The organism is Streptosporangium saharense, from assembly GCF_014203715.1.
In the GTDB taxonomy this organism is placed as follows: domain Bacteria; phylum Actinomycetota; class Actinomycetes; order Streptosporangiales; family Streptosporangiaceae; genus Streptosporangium; species Streptosporangium saharense.
In genome coordinates this window covers 255649-274566 of sequence record NZ_JACHJP010000006.1, presented here as the reverse complement: position 1 = coordinate 274566, position 18918 = coordinate 255649, and the positions used below count along the sequence as shown (strand labels likewise).

Here is an 18918-nt window from a genome sequence, read left to right as displayed (position 1 = left end):
GGCGCCCCCGCCCGCACCACCCCACGACGCCCCCGTCCGCTGAGAACGCGGACGGGGGCGTCGCTTTACTTCTTCGCCTTGTCCGCGGAGGAGGACTCGGTGGACAGCGCGGCGACGAAGGCCTCCTGGGGGACCTCGACGCGGCCGACCATCTTCATCCGCTTCTTGCCCTCCTTCTGCTTCTCCAGCAGCTTGCGCTTACGGGAGATGTCGCCGCCGTAGCACTTGGCGAGGACGTCCTTGCGGATGGCGCGGATGTTCTCCCTCGCGATGACCCGGGCGCCGATGGCCGCCTGGATCGGCACCTCGAACTGCTGCCTCGGGATCAGCTCGCGGAGCTTCTTGGCCATCTCGACACCGTAGGAGTAGGCCTTGTCCTTGTGGACGATGGCGCTGAAGGCGTCGACCGCCTCACCCTGGAGCAGGATGTCCACCTTGACCAGCTCGGACTCCTGCTCGCCCGAGGGCTCGTAGTCGAGCGAGGCGTAACCGCGGGTGCGGGACTTGAGCTGGTCGAAGAAGTCGAAGATGATCTCGCCGAGCGGCATGGTGTAGCGGATCTCGACCCGGTCCTCGGACAGGTAGTCCATGCCCTGCAGGTTGCCCCTGCGGTTCTGGCACAGCTCCATGATGGCGCCGATGAACTCGGAGGGGACCAGCACGGTCGCCTTGACCATCGGCTCGAAGACCCTGTCCACCTTGCCCGTGGGGAACTCCGAGGGGTTGGTGACCGTGAACTCCTTACCGTCCTCCATGATCACCTGGTAGATCACGTTGGGCGCGGTGGAGATGAGGGAGAGGTTGAACTCGCGTTCGAGGCGCTCCCTGACGATCTCCATGTGGAGCAGGCCGAGGAAGCCGCAGCGGAAGCCGAAGCCGAGCGCCGCGGAGGTCTCCGGCTCGTAGACCAGGGCCGCGTCGTTGAGCTGAAGCTTGTCCAGCGCCTCGCGCAGCTCGGGGTAGTCGTCGCCGTCGATCGGGTAGAGGCCGGAGAACACCATCGGCTTGGGGTGCTCGTAACCGCTGAGCGGATCGGCGGCGGGCCGCGCGCCCGAGGTGACGGTGTCACCGACCCGCGACTGACGCACGTCCTTCACGCCGGTGATGAGGTAGCCCACCTCGCCGACGCCGAGCCCCTTGTCCGCGATCTTGGGCTCCGGGGAGATGACGCCGATCTCCAGCGTCTCGTGGGTGGCGCCGCTGGACATCATCAGGATGCGCTCACGCTTGCCCAGGTGACCGTCCATGACCCGGACGTAGGTGACCACGCCGCGGTAGGTGTCGTAGACCGAGTCGAAGATCAACGCGCGGGCGGGGGCGGTGGCCTCGCCGACCGGGGCGGGGACCTTCTCGACGACGTGGTCGAGAAGCTCCCTGACGCCGACGCCGGTCTTGCCGGACACCTTCAGGACCTCCTCGGGCTCACAGCCGATGAGGTGGGCGATCTCCGCCGCGTACTTCTCCGGCTGGGCGGCCGGGAGGTCGATCTTGTTGAGCACCGGGATGATCGTCATGTCGTTGTTCATGGCCAGGTAGAGGTTGGCCAGGGTCTGCGCCTCGATGCCCTGCGCGGCGTCGACCAGCAGGATCGCGCCCTCGCACGCCTGCAGCGAGCGGGAGACCTCGTAGGTGAAGTCGACGTGCCCGGGAGTGTCGATCATGTTGAGAACGTGCTCGGTGCCGTTGACCTGCCACGGCAGCCTGACCGCCTGCGACTTGATCGTGATGCCGCGCTCGCGCTCGATGTCCATCCGGTCGAGGTACTGGGCGCGCATGGAGCGGTCGTCGACCACACCGGTGATCTGCAACATGCGGTCGGCAAGCGTTGACTTGCCATGGTCGATGTGCGCGATGATGCAGAAGTTGCGGATCACCGCGGGATCGGTCTGGCCAGGCTGAATGCGCACCGGTGTCCGTTTCGACGGGATTGACGACGATCTACGACTGGCATACCAGCCGTTCTCCATGGTGACATGTCCGGGTGATTACCCGGACCAGAGCACGACGCGGCCTACGCCTTCTCGTGGCGGTCGCCGCCCTGCTCCTTGTGCTGCCCGGGGTGGTCGCGGCCACCCTCACGATCCAGTTTACCGGGACGGCCGCCCCGTGGGCGAAGAGCACGGGCCACGACGCCCTGTGGCTCGGTCACATGTGGGTGGACGGCCGCAAGGACGCGGCCGACGTCAAGGCTCTGGCCGTACGGCTGCGCAAGACCGGGATCAAGGACCTGTACGTCCACTCCGGCCCGTTCGACCTCGACGGCACGCTTCCCCCCGAGAAGTACGCGGGGGCCGCGACCTTCCTCAAGGAGGTGCGCGCGCAGCTACCGGACGTCCGGGTCTCGGCGTGGCTCGGGCAGAAGGTGGACGGCCGTCTCAGCCTCGGGGACGCGGCCGCGCGCCAGCGGATACTCGACGGCGCCCGCGCGGTCATAGCCGTGGGCTACGACGGCGTGCACTACAACTTCGAACCGGTCGGGGACGGCGACGCCGGGTTCCTCGACCTGCTCGACCGGACCCGCCAACTCCTCGGCAAGGCCCCGCTGTCGGTCTCGACGCCCCAGATAGAGCCGTTCCCGCTCACCCGGCCCGCCGCGCGCCTGGCCATCGGCCACGACAAGTACTGGTCCCCGGACTACTTCAAGGAGGTGGCCTCCCGTACCGACCAGGTGGCCATCATGACCTACGACTCCTACTATCCCTCCGCTCTCCTCTACGGCGGCCACGTCGTACGGCAGGGCACCCTGGCCCTCGACCTCGTGCCCGACGACAGGACGGTGCTGATCGGCGCCCCCGCCTACCACGACCACGGCGTGGTGTGGGGGGACGCGGCGGAGAGCGTCGCGACGGCGGCCCAGGGCGCCAGGCTGGCGCTGACCTCGCACGGGACACGCCGGGAGCTGTTCGGGCTGGCGCTCTACGTGGACTTCGCGGCCACGGCCGAGGACTGGAAGGAGTACGACGAGTCCTGGCTCAACCCCGAGCCTCCCGGGCACTGACGGCGGTGCGCGTACGCGGCCGGAGGCGGGCACGGTAAGCTAGGTGGACACTCCTACGCCCAGGTTGTCGATTTGAGCGACGACCCGGGTGGTTGGTAGCCTATTCAACTGCGTGTGGCGCGCCCTCTCTGCCCGCGCGCCCCACTCCAACGACATTCACCGAGGCTTCTTCGTGGCGAACATCAAGTCCCAGATCAAGCGCAACCGGCAGAACGAGAAGGCCCGGCTGCGTAACAAGGCTGTCAAGTCTTCCCTGAAGACGGCCGTCCGCAAGTTCCGCGAGGCCGCCGAGCAGGGCAACGTCGACGAGGCCGTCGTGCTCATGCGCGCCGCCTCCCGTCAGCTGGACAAGGCCGCCAGCAAGGGCGTCATCCACAAGAACCAGGCCGCCAACCGCAAGTCGGCGATCGCCCAGCGCGTCGCCGCCCTCGCGGCCAAGTAATCCAGGTTCTCCAGGACGCCGTGCCCCATGCGGGGCGCGGCGTTCTTGCTTTTGTCCCCTTTCCAGAGGTTCACGGCCTTGTAGCTTGATGTCAACTAACTCAATGCTAAGTCAATTGACGTCGAGCTTTCCGAAGGAGATCCCGTGCCCTCCCCCCGCGCCGCCCTGGTGGCCGTCACCGCGCTCGCCCCGGCGGTCTGGGGCACGACCTACGTCGTGACCACCGTGCTGCTCCCACCGGAGCGCCCGCTGTTCACCGCCCTCATGCGCGCGCTCCCAGCGGGGCTGCTCCTGGTCGCCGTGACGCGCACGCTGCCCCGGGGCGACTGGTGGTGGCGCGCCGCGGTGCTCGGCGCGCTCAACATCGGCCTGTTCTTCCCGCTGCTCTTCCTGTCCGCCTACCGGCTGCCCGGTGGGGTCGCGGCGGTCCTCGGCTCCATCCAGCCGCTCATCGTCGCCGGACTCACCCGCGCCGTGCTCCGCGAGAGCGTCCCGATCCACCGGATCGCCGCGGCCATCGCGGCCACGGTCGGCGTCTCCCTCGTGGTTCTGAGAGCGAACGCCGCCCTCGACGCCACGGGAGTCGCCGCGGGCCTGCTCGGCGCCACGGGCATGGCCGCCGGGGTCGTCCTCACCCGCGCGTGGGGGAAGCCGCCCGGCGTCGGCGACCTGGCCCTCACCGGCTGGCAGCTCACCGCGGGCGGCCTCATGATCGCCCCGGTCGCCTTCGCCGTCGAGGGCCCGCCGCCCGCGCTGGACGGCGCCGCCGTCGCTGGTTACCTCTGGCTCGGTCTCGTCGGTACGGCAGCCGCCTACAGCCTGTGGTTCCGCGGGGTCAGCCGTCTCGCGCCCCCGCAGGTCTCCCTGCTCGGCACCCTCAGCCCGCTCACCGCCGCGCTCGCCGGTTGGATCGTCCTGAACCAGTCCCTGAGCCCGCTCCAGCTCACCGGCTTCCTCCTGGCACTCACCGCAACGGTCGCGGGCCAGTTCCCCGCTCCCCTCCGCCCCCGCGTCCGCCCGGCTCCCGAATGATCCTCTCCGTGGACCTTGGCGCGTTTCCCCGAGCCGACTACACAGCCCTTATCGGCCGGTACGGCTGGCCACGACGATCTGGACCATGTGCTCAAGGGCGTAGGCGGGGTCGGCGCCGCCGCCCTTGACCTGCTCGTCGGCCGTCGCGGTCGCCTGGAGCGCGCGGGCGATGCCCTCGGGGCCCCAGCCGTTCAACTGCCGCTGGACCCGGTCGATCTTCCAGGGGGGCATCCCGAGGTGGCTGGCGAGCTGCCCGCCCCGCAGGTTGCGTGGTGCCCCGCCGACTTTCGCCAGCGAACGCAGACCGCCCGCGAGCGCGCTCACCAGCAGCACGGGCGCCGTACCGGTGGACAATGCCCAGCGCAGCTGCTCAAGGGCGTCACCGAGGCGCCCCTCGACCGCGGAGTCCGCGACGGTGAACCCGCTGACCTCGGCTCGTCCCCGGTGGTAGCGGGCGACGGCGGCCTCGTCGATGGTCTTGCCCGGCGTGTCGAAGGCGAGCTGGTTGCAGGCGGCGGCGAGCTCTCTCAGGTCGTTGCCCACCGCGTCGAGCAGCGCGGTCGCCGCGTCGCCGCCGATGGTGCGTCCCGCCCGCCTCAGCTCGGATTTGACGAAGGCGAGCCGCTCGGCCGGTTTGGTCACCTTGGTCACGGTGACCACGTGGGCCCCGGCCTTCTTGACGCCGTCGACCAGTGCCTTGCCCTTGACCCCGCCCGGGTGGACCAGGACCAGCACGGTGTCCTCCGACGGGCTGGCGGCGTAGGAGACGATCTCGGCGATCACGTCCTTGGCGAGGTCCTGCGCGGAGCGGATCACCACCACCGACCTGTCGCCGAACAGCGACGGCGACGTCAGCTGGGTCAGCTCCCCCGGCTCGACCTTTCCGCCGAGCAGGTCGTGGATCTCGGCCCCCGGGTCACCCGCCCGCGCCGCGGCCACCACCTCGCCGACCGCGCGGTCCGCGAGCAGCTCCTCGTCGCCGACTACCAGGGTCACCGGTGCTGGGTTGGTCGCCGCCATGCCCAGCAGCATGCCACGTACCGCCGGTCGAGTCGCAATCGACAAGCGATTCGCAATCCATCTGCAGGTGGTGTGCGGCACACTCCGGATGACCAGAGGAGAGAGACATCCCGATGAATTCCACCGTCAGCCGTCACACCTGCCCGCGCTGCGGCACGGCCCTCGACGAGGGGCCCATCATGTACCGCTGTGCCCCCTGTGGCCGTTCCCTCTACGCCGCCGACATCGACACCGAGTTCCACCGCCCCCTCAAGGCCGCCGTCCCGGCCTGACCCCGGGCTCAGCGGTAGCCGGACAGGCCGTCGGCCAGTTCCTCCTCGTCCTCGTCCCGGAAGGCGGACAGGGCCTGCTGCAGGGCGAAGGTCCGGCCGATCACCGTGACCCGGGCGGCCGTGTCGCCGGACCAGCCGCCAAGGGCGAGCACCCGCCCCAGGAGGGCCGCGCCATGCCCGGCGCCGATCGCCGCCAGGTCCTCCGCCTGGTCGCCGATCGTGACCTCGTCCCAGTCGACCACCCCGCCGAGCCGGGGCAGGCCATCGACGGTCTCCCACAGGACGTTCTCCGCGCCGAGGTCACCGTGCACCAGCGCGTCGGTGAGATGGGGAAGGTCGTCGAGGGCCGCGAGCTCCCGCTCGGCCCGCCGCCGCCCGTCCACCGACATCAGCCGGAACAGCTCGCTTCTGACGTCCTCCGCGAAACGCCGCCAGCGGCCCTGCGGCTCCACCGGCACGGCCCGCGCCCTCTCGTCCGCCCCCGCTCCGCGCAACGCGGTCAGCAACGTGGCGTACTGCGCCGCCACAGTCTCGGCCGCCTCGGGATCCGCGAGCACGTCCTCCACAAGCGGCTCCCCGGGAACCCGGCTGAGAACAAGCCACGACCACCCGCCCATCCCAACCCCGTGTCCAAGCGACGACCGCTCACCCACACTCCGGGTACCGGGTCCGAGCAGAGGCCCCCCGCTCACATCTTGGGTGCCGTGTTCAGACAACGACCGCCCGCCCGCGCTCCGGGCAACCGGTCCGGGAGGAGGCTCCCCGCCCACATCCCAAGCACCGCCCTCACCCCCGGAGCCGGGTCCGAGCAGAGGCCGCCCACCCACGTCCCGGATGCCGTGTTCAGACAGCGGCTGTCCGTCCGTGTCACGAGCCCCGCGTTCAGGGGACGACCACCCGACGCCGTGTTCGAGCAGGGGTACGGGTGTGGCGAAGCCGAGGTCGAGTTCGGCGAGCAGGCGTAGGGTCTCCGCGCGCCGGGGCAGCCGGGAGGCCGCCGCCCTGGTGCGTGGCAGGCACACGACCCGGTCGGCGCCGACGACCACCCGGTGGAACTGTCCTTCGTGGATGACGAGGTCCTCCGGCGCGTCGGGCAGCAGCCGGGCCAGCAGGCCGTCCGGCGGGATCACGGGAAGCGGGACACGTAGCGACGCTGCCAGGGCGTCTCGACGGCCTTCGAGGCGTAGTGCTCGCGGACGTAGGCGACCGCCTCGGGACCGGGAACCCCGTCCAGCACCGCGACGCAGGCCAGGGCCGTGCCCGTACGGCCACGCCCACCGCCGCAGGCGACCTCGACCCGCTCACTCCCGGCACGCTCCCAGACTTCGCGCAGTGCCTCGACGGCCTCCGCGCGGTCGGAGGGCAGCCAGAAGTCGGGCCAGCGGAGCCAGCGGTGGTTCCAGTCGACGGCGGAAGGACGGTGTCCCAGGAGGTAGAGCCCGAAGGTCGGCTGCTCTCCCTCGGGAAGCGGGTATCGGAGCCCCCTGCCCCGGACGAGCCGTCCCGACGGCAGTCGCATCACCCCCGGTGTCGCGACATCCCATTTGGTGATCATGTGACAGAGCCTAACGCCCCGCCGGGGACGTCCAGGGATCTCCACGGGCATCCGGCGACATCCAAGGACGTCTACCGGACATCCAGGAGCGTCCCAGGATGTCCTTGAGACGTCCCAGGGCGTCCAACAGGTCAAGGGCTCACCTCTCCCTGATGACGGCCAGCCCCGTCCCCCGGGCGACCACGGTCAGGGCGCCCGACAGGTCCGTCCGGTAGACCCGCATGCCGAGTGCCAGCAACCCGGTGACGGTCGAGGGCGCCGGATGGCCGTAGTCGTTGCCCGCCCCCACACTGATCAACGCGGCGCGGGCGCCGGTGGCCGCGAGGAAGCCGGGGTCGTATCTCGCCGAACCGTGATGGGGAACCTTGAGGATGTCGGCCCGTGGCAGGCCCCTCCTGAGCAGTTCGGCCTGCGCCTCGGTCTCGACGTCCCCGCTGAGCAGCGCCGTACCGGACGCCCAGCGCACGTGCAGCACGACGCTGGCGTTGTTGATGGTCGTGCCCTCCCCTCCTCCTGAAGGGGGCGTCTCGCCCCACGGCGCGAGGACCGTGAGCTCGGAGGGGCCGAAGCACCACCTCGTCCCGGGCCGCGCCGTCCACTCGGCGATCCCGCGCCGGGTCAGGTCCGTGTTCAGCCGGACGCTCTCGCGCTCGGCCACATCGCGCGGGGTGACGACGACCGCCCCCACGGAGCGGCCGCGGAAGACCCCCTCCAGCCCACCGACGTGGTCGAAGTGGGGGTGGGTGAGGACGACGAGCGGGACCTGTCTGATCCCCCTGGATCTCAGGCACCGGTCCACCAGCACGGGATCGGTGCCGGTGTCCACCACCACGGCGCGCCCGGGGCCCGCGGCGACCAGCAGCGCGTCACCCTGGCCCACGTCGCACGCGACCAGCAGCCAGTCTCCGGAGGAGCGGCGCAGCACGACCGACCCGGCCACGACGACGGCGAGGAGTGCCCCTACGGCCACGGCGGCGACCATCCGGCGTGACCACCGGTGCCGCAACGCCAGCACGGCCAGCGGAGCGGCCACCAGCAGCGCGGCCAGTCCGGCGAGACCGCCCGGCCACGGGAGCACCGCCAGGGGAAGGTCAGCGGCGCGCTCGGCCACGCCGACGATCCAGCCGGTGGCCAGCCCCGCGGGACGGGCCAGCAGCTGCGCGGCGCCCATGTGCAGCGGCGCGACCAGCGCGGCGGTGAATCCGAGCAGGGTCGCCGGGGCCACGGCGGGGCCCGCGAGCAGGTTCGCGGGGATCGCCACGGGCGCGATCTGCCCGGACATCAGGACCAGCACCGGGGTGACGGCGACCTGGGCCGCCGTGGGCACGGCGACCGCCTCCGCGGCCCAGCGGGGCAGCCTCCTGGCGAGCCGGTCCCGCCAGCGTGGCGCGAGCACCAGGATGCCGCCGGTGGCGAAGACCGACAGGGCGAAGCCGTAGGAGCGGGCGAGGACGGGGTCGAAGAGGATCAGGCCGAGAACGGTCACCGACAGCGCCGCGAACCCGTCGCGTGAGCGGCCGGTGCCGAGTGCCAGGGCGGCGACGCCGCCCATGAGCAGGGCGCGGAGCACGCTGGGCGAGGGCCGGGCGACGACGGTGAAGAAGACCATGGCGAGAACGGCCAGCGCCGCCCTGAGCGGCAGGCGAAGGCCCGTGATCCTGGCCAGCGCGACGGCTGCCCCCGCCACGACGGCGAGGTTGGCCCCGGAGACGGCCGTCAGGTGACTGAGACCGGCCTGTTTGAAGTCGGCCTTCACCTGCCTGTCCATCTGGGACATGTCACCGACGACCAGCGCTGGTAGCAGGCCGCGCTGGTCCTGCGGGAGCACCGTCGAGGCCTCACGCAGCCCCGCGCGAAGCGTTCCCGCCACGCGCTGGACCCATGACGGTCCGCCCAGCACCCGGGGCGGTCCGCGCACCAGCACCACCGCGGTGAGCAGTTCACCGGGCTCGGCGGTCTCGAACCGCCCGCGCACGGCTATGCGCTGGCTGGGCAGCAGGGAGCGCCACTCCTCTCCCGAGGCGAGCAGGATCACCGAGGCCCGCAGCCTCACCCCGCTCCCCCGGCCTCCTGGCGAGCCGGGTGTCTCCCTGACCATCTCGACGCGCGCGGGCACCACGAAGCTGCTTCTGCGGGAGAGACCGCCGCGCTGGACACGCTCCCGGGGGTCGTCCGTCACCACCGCCTCGAACGTCACCGAGGCCCGTCTTCCGGCCAGCTCGGCCACCGGCCCCGTGCCGGCCGCGTGCACGTGGAGGGCGACCACCCCGGCCACGGCCGCCACGCACACCAGCACGGCGAGCACCGCCCCACACCAGCCCTCCCCGCGCCGGGCCGTACCTCCCCCGGCGCGGGTCGTCGCCACCACCGGGAGGGCGGCACCGAGAGCGGCCAGGGCCACGCAGGCGCCCGTGGAGGCGGAGCAGCCGACGAGCACGAGGGCGGTCGCCCAGGAGGCGAGGGCGGGCAGGACCAGGTGCGGGGTGTGCGTCCTCGTGGGAGCGCCCTGGCCGGGAACCAGGCCGGTCATGTGTGGACCCTGTCCTTCAGCTCGGCGTACTTCCGATCGCCGATGCCGCTGATATCACGCAGTTGCTCGACCCTGAGGAAGCCCCCATGACTGTCGCGGTACTCGATGATGCGCCGGGCCAGCACCTCGCCGACCCCCGGCAGTTGCTCCAGTTGCTGCGGGGTCGCGGTGTTGAGGTCGAGGACGACGGTCGCCGGATCGGCGGGGGCGGGCACGGCGACGCCGGAGAGCCCCGGCGCCCCGACGACGATCTGCTCTCCGTCGACCACCCTGCGGGCGAGGTTGAGGGAACCGGCCGAGGCGTTTCCGCGCACACCTCCGGCGGCCTGGAGCGCGTCGGTGACGCGGGAGCCACCGGGCAGGGTGATCACCCCGGGACGGCGGACCTTGCCGGTGACGTGGACGGTGACCTTGGGAGTCTCCGTGGCTTCTGGAACCCCGGCCCGGACCGCCGCCGGAGACGGCGTGCTCTTCTCCAGCACGGCCTCGGGCGGGGAGAGGGCCTCTGGCTCAGGGCGGGACAGCCACAGGTGGACGCCCGCGACGGCGGCGGCGACAAGCGCGACGAGGACGAGGACGCGCAGCCCGGAACGGCTGACCCCGAACACCGGCCCCTGGGCCGCGACAGCCGTACGGAGAGCCTCGAAGGAGGGTGGGAACGGCGGCGCCGGGACCGACCGCGACCAGCCGGCGGGACCGTCGGAGCGGCGAGCCGACGCCTCCCCCGGACCGTCTCCGAAGGACGCTGGGGAGCCGGGAGACGTCAGCAACCGTAGCCGCGCCCCGGCCCTGAGTCGGTCGGTGTCCTGATCTGTTGTCCGCACGCCCAGGACGGTACGGCGCCGCCGCACCCCCTCCGGCTACCGAACGCGGTTCTGTGGAAAACTCCGGACCCCGTGACCGGCCTGTGGACAACCGTGCTTCGAGAGGAGGACCGGCGGGACGGGAAGCGGGAAGTTACATTCCCGTCACCGCCGGACGTACAGAGCCCCGGTCCCGACCGGCGTCAGGGACCGGGAAGCTGGTTACTGGACGGGGGTGCCACCGCGCCAGACCCGGCGCGGCTTGAGACCGAACGCCCAGGCGAAGGCTCCCTCGTGGTCGGCGTCCCACTGGACGATGTCGGCCAGCCTGCCGGGAGCGAGGACGCCGCGGTCGGGAACGCCGAGCACGGTCGCGCCACCGAGCGTCGCCGCACGCAGTGCGTCACCGACGCTCATCCCGAAGGCCGCGACGGCGAGGCTGATGACCAGGGCCATCGAGGTGATCCCGCAGTGCCCGGGGTTGTGGTCGCTGCCGAGCGCGACGGTGACACCCTGGGCGAGCATGCGCCTGACCGGCGGCAGGCTGCCGCGCTGGAGCGCGGTTCCCGGGCAGACCACGGCGGGGACGCCGTAGCGGGACAGGAGCGAGATGTCCTCGTCCGAGGTGTGGTGGAGCAGGTCGGCCGAGGCGCAGCCGAGCTCGGCGGCGAGCTGAACCGCGCCGCGACGGCTGTAGGCACCGGCGTGCACGCGCGGCAGCAGACCGACGTTGCGGCCCGACGCCAGGACCCAGCGGGCCTCGTCGGTGGTGAAGTGGCCCTCGTCGCAGTAGACGTCGACGCTGTCGGCACCGGCCGCCGCGGCGTCTGCGCACCAGGCGCCGACCGCCTCGACGTAGTCGCGCTGACGGCCGAAGTACTCCGGTGGGACGACGTGCGCGGCAAGGAAGGTGACGTGCACGCGCGGCATCATCGGTTCCTTCTCGAGCTCGCGCAGCAGTCGCACGTCGGCCAGCTCACCGTCGCGGGTGAGGTGGTAGCCGGTCTTGGCCTCGACGGTCGTGGTGCCGGCGAGCAGCCACTCGCGCAGGCGTTCGCGGACGCCGTTGCACAGGGTCCACGGGTCGGTGCCGCGGGTCACCGTGACGGTGGAGCCGATGCCGCCACCGGCCGCGGTGATCGCCGAGGAGCTGGATCCGCCGGAGCGCATGGCCATCTCGGCGTAGCGGTTGCCCGCGTACACCGGATGGGTGTGGGCGTCGATCAGGCCGGGGGTGACCAGCGCACCGCCGAGGTTCTCGACATGGTCGACGTCAACGATGTCGTCGACCACGCCGGGGACGCTCTGTGGCAGGTCCGCGGCTCGCCCGACCCAGGCGATCCGGTCGTTGTGCACCAGGATCGCGGCATTGCTGCACACATCGTTGCCGGTCCAGAGACGGCCGATGTTGGTCAGAAGGCGGACCGTCATCGCATCACAGCCTTGCACGCAGGGAAGGACATCGGGAGGGAGGCCGTTACCGGAGACGGCAAACCGGCTTGGCGGACGCGGAGCGTCATGCCTGCTGGATTCGCTGTGAGTCCGGACGACATCGGGGGTCTCCTGCTCTCATCCGCATATCGTTGTGCGGCGACAGTATCGCCGAGATCATGATCAGGCGATTTCAGTTCAGTTACGTTATTTCACAAGTGAGCTCGCTGTACAGGCTAATTGGGAAGAACCACCGCTTCACCGTGGCCACACCCGACCCACCGGCTACACGGCCCCGTGCGACCTGAACACGTTCACGCAGCTCAAGCCACTTCTTGACCATCGGTAACAGCGGTCGCCGAGGCAACTTGCACCCCAGCTCTCCGCTGGATTTGCCTTATGGTAGCAATCCAAACCTTGCCCGACCACTGTCGCTTTTGGGGCTTTTGTACGGTTTTCACCGACCAATAGTGCACCCCACATAGCCCCATCAAGGCAAGCTTTTCCATTGAAACTGGACATGCCATCTATCTAGGCTGTTGAAATCGGGTCCTCATATCATGCCTCGCGGCCACCGACCAGTCACGCATCGGCGCGAAGTCCGTCAAAGCCACCCATCGCAGGAGCCCGTCCCGAACCCCACCAGAGCCCGGCGGCGAACCGGCGAACCCCGGCGGACGCGAAGGTGACGTTCACCACCCCTACCGGGAAACCGGACCGCGAAACCCGGCGGGAGCCCTGACGAGAAGCCCTGACCAGGAAACCCCGCGAGAAAACCCGGCCGGGAAACCCCGCCCCCATGACACTGCCCCCCACCTCCCAAAACAGGCTTTAAGCAGGACATACCATGTAGCCTTTCGTGCGAGCTGTCCTCAAGCCGTACGCATGGGAGTCACCTTGTCCGTCCCCGCAGACGCCGGTCGGCGTCGCATAGAACAGCTGCTCCAGGACAACGAGGAGCGCGTCCTTCGGCGCTGGCAGGAGATAGCGGGATCCTCCTCCACCGGCAACGTGGACCGCGCCGACCTCGCCGCGCAGCTGCGCGAACTGTTCCAGGCGCTCCTGCAGTCCCTCGGAGAGGGGGGCGACTCCAGTGACCTGCGCGGCCTGCTCGCCGAGCTGTCCCGCAACCGTGCCCGTCAGGGATTCACCCCCTCCGAGACCGCCATCGTGGTGTTCGGCCTCAAGGAGGCGGTCTACGAGTTCATCGAGACCGACGGCTCCCCCGAGGCCCTGCGGGGGTTCGTCTGGTTCTCCCAGCTCATCGACGACCTGGGACTGTTCACCATCGAGAACTACTCGGCCGCCAGGGAGAAGGTGATCGTCGACCAGGCGGAGCAGCTCCTCGAACTGTCCACCCCGGTGGTCAAGCTCTGGGAGGGCATCGTCGCGGTTCCGCTGGTCGGCACGCTCGACTCGGCCAGGACCCAGGTGGTGATGGAGAAGCTGCTGCAGACGCTGGTCGACACCGGCTCCGAGCACGCCGTCATCGACATCACCGGCGTGCCCGCGGTCGACACCCAGGTCGCCCAGCACCTCCTCAAGACCGTGGTCGCGGCGCGGCTGATGGGCGCCGAGTGTGTGATCTCCGGCATCCGCCCGCAGATCGCCCACACCATCGTCACCCTGGGCATCGAGTTCGGCGACATCGTGACCAAGGCCTCCCTCGCCGACGCCCTGGCGCACGCGCTGCGGGAGAGCGGTGTGGAGTTCGTCAGCAGGAGGACCCGCGTCGCCGTACGGACAGAGGAGGGGTGATGGACCGCGTCCCCGTCCTCAAGCTCGGAGACATCCTGATCGTCTCCATCCAGATCGACCTGCAGGACCAGAGCGTCCTGGCCCTGCAGGAGGACCTGGCGGACAAGGTCGTCGCTACGGGCGCCCGCGGTGTGATCATCGACATCACCGCCGTCGAGATCGTCGACTCGTTCATCGGGCGCATGCTGGCGACCATCGCGGCGATCTCCCGGATGCTCGACGCCGAGACGGTGGTCGTCGGGATGCGGCCCGCGGTGGCGATCACCCTCGTGGAGCTCGGGCTCTCCCTCGGCGGCGTGCGTACCGCGCTGAACCTCGAGAAGGGCGTCGCACTGCTGAAACACCTCGAAGCTCCCCGTATCACCACGGCCGCCCGGTGACCACCCCCACCGAGCTGCCCATCAACGGCAACAACGACGTCGTCCTGGTGCGCCAGCACGTCAGGACCGCGGCTGTTGACGTGGGGCTGTCTCTCGTCGACCAGACCAAGGTCGTGACCGCGGCCAGCGAACTGGCCCGAAACGCGCTGGTCTACGCGGGCGGCGGCCGGGTCCGCGTCGAGATCGTGCAGAACGGCCTGCGTAAGGGCCTGCGTCTGACCTTCAGCGACGAGGGGCCCGGCATTCCCGACATCGAGCAGGCCCTCGTCGACGGGTGGACCACCGGCGGCGGCCTCGGCCTCGGGCTCAGCGGTTCCCGCAGGCTGGTCGACGAGTTCGACCTGAAGTCGGCTCCAGGGGAGGGAACGCTCATCACGGTGACGAAATGGGCGAGGTGATCGTCTCCCAGAACGACGTGTGGGCCAGGGCAGAGGACGCCAGCGCGATCGGCGCCCTGCGTCGCGCCGCGGTCGTGCTGGCCGAGAACCGGGGGTTCGACGAGGAGGACACGGGACGGGTCGCCGTCGCCGTGAGCGAGGCGGCCTCGAACCTGGTCAAGCACGCGGTCGAGGGCACCATGCTGATCCGCCCCCACCCCGAGCTCACCTCGGCGATCGAGATCGTCGCCGTCGACCGCGGCCCGGGGATGCGCGACGTCGCCCGCGCCCTGCGTGACGGCTACTCGACGGCGGGGACCCTCGGCATCGGCATGGGCGGCATCGCGCGGATGGCGACCGGCTACGAGGTTCACTCCGTGCCCGGACGGGGCACTGTGCTCGGCATGTACTTCACCGCACGTCAGGGGCCCAAGCCCGCCTGCCGGGTCAGCGGCGTGACGCGCCCGATCGGCGAGGAGAGCGTCTGCGGTGACGCGTTCGCGATCTCGGACTCGGACACCTCGGCGTCCGTGATGCTCTGCGACGGTCTCGGCCACGGCGAGGCCGCCGCCCACGCCTCACGTGAGGCCGTACGGCTGTTCGCCGAGCACACCGCCCTGGCGCCCGTGGACATCCTCGGGCGCATCCATCGGGGGCTGCCCCAGACCAGGGGCGGGGCCGTCGCCGTCGCCCACGTGGACCGGGTCGCGGGCACGGTCAGCTTCGCGGGCCTCGGCAACGTCTCCGCCTGGATCGCGAGCCACGACGGCAGGCAGGGCATGATCTCGGTGCCGGGGATCGCGGGCCACCAGGCCAGGACCCTGCGCCAGTACGAGTACACCGTGCCGCCGCACAGCATGGTCGTGCTCCACTCGGACGGGTTGTCCGACCGCTGGGACATCACCTCCTACCCGGGGCTCGTCACCCGGACTCCCTCGGTGGTGGCCGCCACCCTGCTGAGGGACGCGGGCACGCGCAGGGACGACGCCTGCGTGGTGGCCGTGAGGCCCGGCAGATGAACCGGGAGAACCCGGTCCGGGACGGCGAAGAGCTGATCGGCATGCCCGTCAGGGACGAGCAGGACGTGTTCGCCATGCGCAAACTCGGCCGCGACGTCGCCGAGGCCGTCGGTCTCGACCCCCAGGACCAGATCCGGATGGCCACGGCGCTGAGCGAGATCGGCCGCGAGGTGCTGGGCGCGAGGGCGGAGACGTTCGCCACCTTCCTTCTGGGGCAGGACGCCGCGGGACAGGACAGCCTGGTCGTCAGGATCGGTCTGCCCGAGCAGGCCGCCCTCCAGACGGCGGACGGTGTGACGCTGGCGGGGCGTCTCGTCGACGCGATCCACCTGGATCCCGCCAGGGGGACGATAGGCATGCTCAAACGGCTCCCTCCGGGCAGACCGAAGCCCTCGGCCAAGGAGATACGTGCCAAGCTCGCGGGACTGACCCCGACCACCGTCCTGGACGAGCTGCGCCAGCAGAACCGCGAACTGGCGGCGACCCTGGAGGAGGTCATCCAGCTCAACGCCGAGCTGCAGGAGACCAACCAGGGCGTGCTGGCGCTGTACAACCAGCTCTCCGAGGAGCTGGAGGAGACCAACCGCGGCGTCGTCGCGCTCTACGCCGAGCTGGACGAGAAGTCCGCCCAGCTCAGGGAGGCGAGCGCCGCCAAGGACCGGTTCTGGGCGACGGTCAGCCACGAGCTGCGTACCCCGCTCAACTCGATCATCGGGCTGGTGCGGCTCCTGGTCGGACCCGGCGGGGAGCCGCTGGCCGACGAGCAGATCCACCAGATCCAACTGATCGGCTCCTCGGCCGAGACGCTCCTCAACCTGGTGAGCGAGCTGCTCGACATGGCCAAGGCGCAGGCGGGGCGGCTCGACCCGCAGCCGTCCCAGGTGGACCTGGTCGCCCTGGCCGAACGGCTGCGCATGGCGCTGCACCCGACCGGCGGCACCCGGGTCCGCCTGACGACGCGGATCGCGCCCGAGGCCCGGGAGATGGTCGTCGACGAGACGATGCTCACCCGGGTGTTGCGCAACCTGCTGTCCAACGCGCTGAAGTTCACCGAGGAGGGCGAGGTCGCGCTCGACGTCGGCTTCGACGCCGCGACCCACGAGGTCGTCCTCCTGGTCACCGACACCGGGATCGGCGTGCCCGAGGAGCACCAGGAGCGGGTCTTCGAGGAGTTCTACCAGGTGCCGGGGCCGATCCAGGTCAGGACGAGGGGCACCGGGCTCGGCCTGCCGTACGCGCGCAGGCTTGTCGAAGCGATGGGCGGCACGCTCAGGCTGTCCAGCGGGACGGGTGAGGGGACGACGGTCACGGTCAGGCTGCCCAGCCGGGACGACGCGGTGCCGTCCGTCGGACGGGTTCTCGTCGCCGACGACGACGCGGAGTTCCGCGCGACCGTACGGCGGATGCTCTCCGGGGTCGCCGCGCACGTGGACGAGGCCGCCGACGGCCTGGTGGCGCTGGAGACGATGGCCGCGAACCCGCCCGACCTCGCCCTGGTCGACCTGCTCATGCCCAGGCTGGACGGCGCGGCCCTGCTGCAGCGGATGGCGCAGGACGAGCGGCTGCGGCGGATCCCGGTCGTCATGGTGACCGCGGCGGGCTCGCACCAGTATCCGCAGGAGGCCAGCGCGGTCGTCCCCAAGCAGGGGCTGCGCAGGGACAGCCTGCTGGCGGCCCTGCGCAGCGCCCTGGAACAGGCGGACACTCGGTGAACCAGGCACAGGCGAGGGTGCTCGTCGTCGACGACACCCCGACCAAGCTGTACATCCTGTCGAGCTGGCTGCGGCGCTCCGGGCACGAGGTGATGCAGGCAACCGGTGGTGTCGAGGCGCTCGCCAAGGTCAGGGAGCTGCGGCCCGACCTGGTGGTCCTGGACGTACGGTTGCCCGACATCAGCGGTTACGAGGTGTGTGAGCGGATCAAGGCCGATCCCACGACCGCCTCGATCCCGGTCGTCCAGATCTCCGGGGCGGCGATCACCCCGGCCGACCGGGCCCACGGGCTCGAACGGGGGGCGGACGCCTACCTGGCCGAGCCGGTCGAGCCGGACGAGTTCGCCGCGACGGTCGAGGCGACGCTGCGCTACTACCGGGCCCGGCAGCGGGCCGAGCGGATCGCCGAGCGGCTGGCGGCCCTCACCGAGGTCACCCTCGCGATGAACTCGGCGGCCACCTTCGACGAACTCCTGGTCACGGCCGTCGAGGGCGCCTCCAGGATCCTCGGCAGGCAGGCGGGCACGATGGCGCTGCCACCCGACGGGCGCACCCGCAGATACACCGCGCTGCCCCCGGACTGCGCGGTCTCCAGGAACGTGACAGCGGGCACCCTGCCCGCGCTGGGCGCGATGTCGCTGGGCAACGCGACCGGGACCCAGGTCTTCACCGTCCCCGCGGGCGACTGGCTGCGGCTGCTGCCCGACGCGGCCATCGTGGGTGACGTGCGGGCGGTGCTGTGCCGTACGAAAGCGGGCAGGCCACCGGTGTTCCTCGGCGTCGAGGCGGCGCCGGAGCTGGTCGAGGACGAGTCGAACGTCCTGCGGCAGCTCGGTCAGGCACTGGCGCTGGCGCTCGACGCGCTGCGCGCCTACGCCGAGGAGCACGCGATAGCCCTCACCCTGCAGCGCAGTCTGCTGCCTTCCAGGATCCCCGAGGTGCCCGGCCTACGGATCAGCTGGCGTTACCAGCCCGCGGTGGACAACGTGGAGGTCGGCGGCGACTTCTACGAGGTTCTGCGGCTCGGCGAGCGCGTGCTCATCGCCATCGGGGACGTCCAGGGGCACTCCCTGCACGCCGCGACGGTCATGGCGGAGCTGCGTCACGCGCTGCGCGCCTCGCTCATCGGCACCGTGGACCTGGGCGCGTCCATGGGCCTGCTCAACGACGTGCTGCGGCGCTATCACCCCGGGATGACCGCGACCGTGTGCCTGACGCTCATCGACCCGGCCACCGGGAGCATGGAGGTCGCCAACGCGGGTCACATCCCCCCGCTGCTCATCGGTGACGGCCAGACCCGCTACGACCGGCTCGGCAACCTGCTGCTCGGCGTGGCCGAGGAGACCTACCGGGTGGACCTGCTGACCGTGCCGGAGGACGGGGCGGTGCTGATGTTCACCGACGGCCTCGTCGAGGACCGCGACAAGCTCCTCGACGAGAGCCTGGAGATCGTACGGCAGCTCGCGGACACGGTCGAGGACGACCTTGAGCTGTTCTGCGAGCGGCTGATCGGGCGGTTCGGCGCCAGGGAGGACGACGTGGCGCTGGTGGTCTTCCGGCGCGGCATACGCTAGAGGCCCCGCCCACCG

16 protein-coding genes and 2 pseudogenes are annotated in these 18918 nt (G+C 70.8%); 10 read left to right on the top strand and 8 right to left on the bottom strand.

Features of this window, described 5'->3' with window-relative positions; genetic code table 11:
• Nucleotides 1-65: 65 nt before the first annotated feature.
• Nucleotides 66-1907 carry a translation elongation factor 4 gene (gene lepA / locus FHS44_RS26790; protein WP_184719493.1) on the bottom strand — a complete coding sequence of 614 codons (1842 nt, stop codon included), beginning with the start codon at nucleotides 1905-1907 and terminating at the stop codon, nucleotides 66-68.
• Between the two features lie 74 nt (nucleotides 1908-1981).
• Here lepA and FHS44_RS26785 point away from each other — a divergent pair, with 74 nt between their 5' ends.
• The 3 genes from FHS44_RS26785 (at nucleotide 1982) to FHS44_RS26775 (ending at nucleotide 4472) form a co-directional block, all read left to right on the top strand.
• Nucleotides 1982-2998: a glycoside hydrolase family 18 protein gene (locus tag FHS44_RS26785; protein ID WP_184719491.1), complete on the top strand. Its 1017-nt coding sequence runs from the start codon at nucleotides 1982-1984 to the stop codon at nucleotides 2996-2998.
• Nucleotides 2999-3170: 172 nt separating this feature from the next.
• Nucleotides 3171-3440, top strand: a complete 270-nt coding sequence (gene rpsT / locus FHS44_RS26780; RefSeq protein ID WP_184719489.1) for a 30S ribosomal protein S20 — start codon at nucleotides 3171-3173, stop codon at nucleotides 3438-3440.
• A 144-nt stretch (nucleotides 3441-3584) separates the two neighbouring features.
• Nucleotides 3585-4472, top strand: coding sequence for an EamA family transporter (locus tag FHS44_RS26775; protein WP_184719487.1), 888 nt, complete (start codon nucleotides 3585-3587; stop codon nucleotides 4470-4472).
• 48 nt (nucleotides 4473-4520) lie between these two features.
• Here the strand turns inward: FHS44_RS26775 and holA are convergent, their stop codons facing one another.
• Nucleotides 4521-5504: a DNA polymerase III subunit delta gene (holA, locus tag FHS44_RS26770; RefSeq protein WP_184719485.1), complete on the bottom strand. Its 984-nt coding sequence runs from the start codon at nucleotides 5502-5504 to the stop codon at nucleotides 4521-4523.
• Between the two features lie 101 nt (nucleotides 5505-5605).
• Here holA and FHS44_RS26765 point away from each other — a divergent pair, with 101 nt between their 5' ends.
• The gene (locus FHS44_RS26765) at nucleotides 5606-5764 is read left to right on the top strand and encodes a hypothetical protein (protein ID WP_184719476.1); all 159 of its coding nucleotides are present in this window, start codon (nucleotides 5606-5608) and stop codon (nucleotides 5762-5764) included.
• 8 nt (nucleotides 5765-5772) lie between these two features.
• Here FHS44_RS26765 and FHS44_RS42760 read toward each other — a convergent pair.
• The 6 genes and pseudogenes from FHS44_RS42760 to hutI form a co-directional block, all read right to left on the bottom strand.
• Nucleotides 5773-6366, bottom strand: a pseudogene (locus FHS44_RS42760) (phosphotransferase family protein); the annotation flags it as partial.
• Between the two features lie 150 nt (nucleotides 6367-6516).
• Nucleotides 6517-6894 (bottom strand): annotated as a pseudogene (locus tag FHS44_RS42755) (hypothetical protein); the annotation flags it as partial.
• Nucleotides 6891-7319: a protein-tyrosine phosphatase family protein gene (locus tag FHS44_RS26755; RefSeq protein ID WP_184719473.1), complete on the bottom strand. Its 429-nt coding sequence runs from the start codon at nucleotides 7317-7319 to the stop codon at nucleotides 6891-6893. The gene FHS44_RS26755 and the pseudogene FHS44_RS42755, both read right to left, overlap by 4 nt.
• A 139-nt stretch (nucleotides 7320-7458) precedes the next feature.
• The gene (locus tag FHS44_RS26750; protein WP_184719471.1) at nucleotides 7459-9849 is read right to left on the bottom strand and encodes a ComEC/Rec2 family competence protein; all 2391 of its coding nucleotides are present in this window, start codon (nucleotides 9847-9849) and stop codon (nucleotides 7459-7461) included.
• Complete coding sequence (locus FHS44_RS26745) at nucleotides 9846-10673, bottom strand: ComEA family DNA-binding protein (RefSeq protein WP_312863825.1); 828 nt, start codon at nucleotides 10671-10673, stop codon at nucleotides 9846-9848. Before FHS44_RS26745 ends, FHS44_RS26750 begins: the two co-directional genes overlap by 4 nt.
• Nucleotides 10674-10874: 201 nt before the next feature.
• Entirely contained in the window at nucleotides 10875-12083 is a 1209-nt protein-coding gene (gene hutI, locus FHS44_RS26740) for an imidazolonepropionase (protein ID WP_184719469.1), read from the bottom strand.
• Between the two features lie 897 nt (nucleotides 12084-12980).
• On the opposite strand from hutI, the gene FHS44_RS26735 reads away from it, so the two are divergent.
• Genes FHS44_RS26735 through FHS44_RS42440 form a run of 6 tightly spaced genes read left to right on the top strand, consistent with a single transcriptional unit; the run spans nucleotide 12981 to nucleotide 18903 of the window.
• The gene (locus FHS44_RS26735; protein WP_376771611.1) at nucleotides 12981-13841 is read left to right on the top strand and encodes an STAS domain-containing protein; all 861 of its coding nucleotides are present in this window, start codon (nucleotides 12981-12983) and stop codon (nucleotides 13839-13841) included.
• Nucleotides 13841-14221, top strand: coding sequence for an STAS domain-containing protein (locus FHS44_RS26730; RefSeq protein WP_221461330.1), 381 nt, complete (start codon nucleotides 13841-13843; stop codon nucleotides 14219-14221). Before FHS44_RS26735 ends, FHS44_RS26730 begins: the two co-directional genes overlap by 1 nt.
• Complete coding sequence (locus FHS44_RS26725; protein ID WP_184719464.1) at nucleotides 14218-14619, top strand: anti-sigma regulatory factor; 402 nt, start codon at nucleotides 14218-14220, stop codon at nucleotides 14617-14619. The genes FHS44_RS26730 and FHS44_RS26725 overlap by 4 nt, the downstream gene beginning before the upstream one ends.
• Nucleotides 14607-15617 carry an ATP-binding SpoIIE family protein phosphatase gene (locus tag FHS44_RS26720; RefSeq protein WP_184719462.1) on the top strand — a complete coding sequence of 337 codons (1011 nt, stop codon included), beginning with the start codon at nucleotides 14607-14609 and terminating at the stop codon, nucleotides 15615-15617. Before FHS44_RS26725 ends, FHS44_RS26720 begins: the two co-directional genes overlap by 13 nt.
• Nucleotides 15614-17329, top strand: coding sequence for an ATP-binding response regulator (locus FHS44_RS26715; RefSeq protein ID WP_184719460.1), 1716 nt, complete (start codon nucleotides 15614-15616; stop codon nucleotides 17327-17329). The genes FHS44_RS26720 and FHS44_RS26715 overlap by 4 nt, the downstream gene beginning before the upstream one ends.
• Nucleotides 17326-18903: a fused response regulator/phosphatase gene (locus FHS44_RS42440; RefSeq protein WP_184719458.1), complete on the top strand. Its 1578-nt coding sequence runs from the start codon at nucleotides 17326-17328 to the stop codon at nucleotides 18901-18903. The genes FHS44_RS26715 and FHS44_RS42440 overlap by 4 nt, the downstream gene beginning before the upstream one ends.
• Nucleotides 18904-18918 lie beyond the last annotated feature (15 nt).

What these genes read in the sequence shown, in the direction of transcription:
- holA (WP_184719485.1), bottom strand. Translation starts at nt 5,504, where the DNA reads ATGCTGCTGGGCATGGCGGCGACCAACCCAGCACCGGTGACCCTGGTA.
- FHS44_RS26765 (WP_184719476.1), top strand. Translation starts at nt 5,606, where the DNA reads ATGAATTCCACCGTCAGCCGTCACACCTGCCCGCGCTGCGGCACGGCC.
- FHS44_RS26755 (WP_184719473.1), bottom strand. Translation starts at nt 7,319, where the DNA reads ATGATCACCAAATGGGATGTCGCGACACCGGGGGTGATGCGACTGCCG.
- FHS44_RS26750 (WP_184719471.1), bottom strand. Translation starts at nt 9,849, where the DNA reads ATGACCGGCCTGGTTCCCGGCCAGGGCGCTCCCACGAGGACGCACACC.
- hutI (WP_184719469.1), bottom strand. Translation starts at nt 12,083, where the DNA reads ATGACGGTCCGCCTTCTGACCAACATCGGCCGTCTCTGGACCGGCAAC.
- FHS44_RS26730 (WP_221461330.1), top strand. Translation starts at nt 13,841, where the DNA reads ATGGACCGCGTCCCCGTCCTCAAGCTCGGAGACATCCTGATCGTCTCC.
- FHS44_RS26720 (WP_184719462.1), top strand. Translation starts at nt 14,607, where the DNA reads ATGGGCGAGGTGATCGTCTCCCAGAACGACGTGTGGGCCAGGGCAGAG.
- FHS44_RS26715 (WP_184719460.1), top strand. Translation starts at nt 15,614, where the DNA reads ATGAACCGGGAGAACCCGGTCCGGGACGGCGAAGAGCTGATCGGCATG.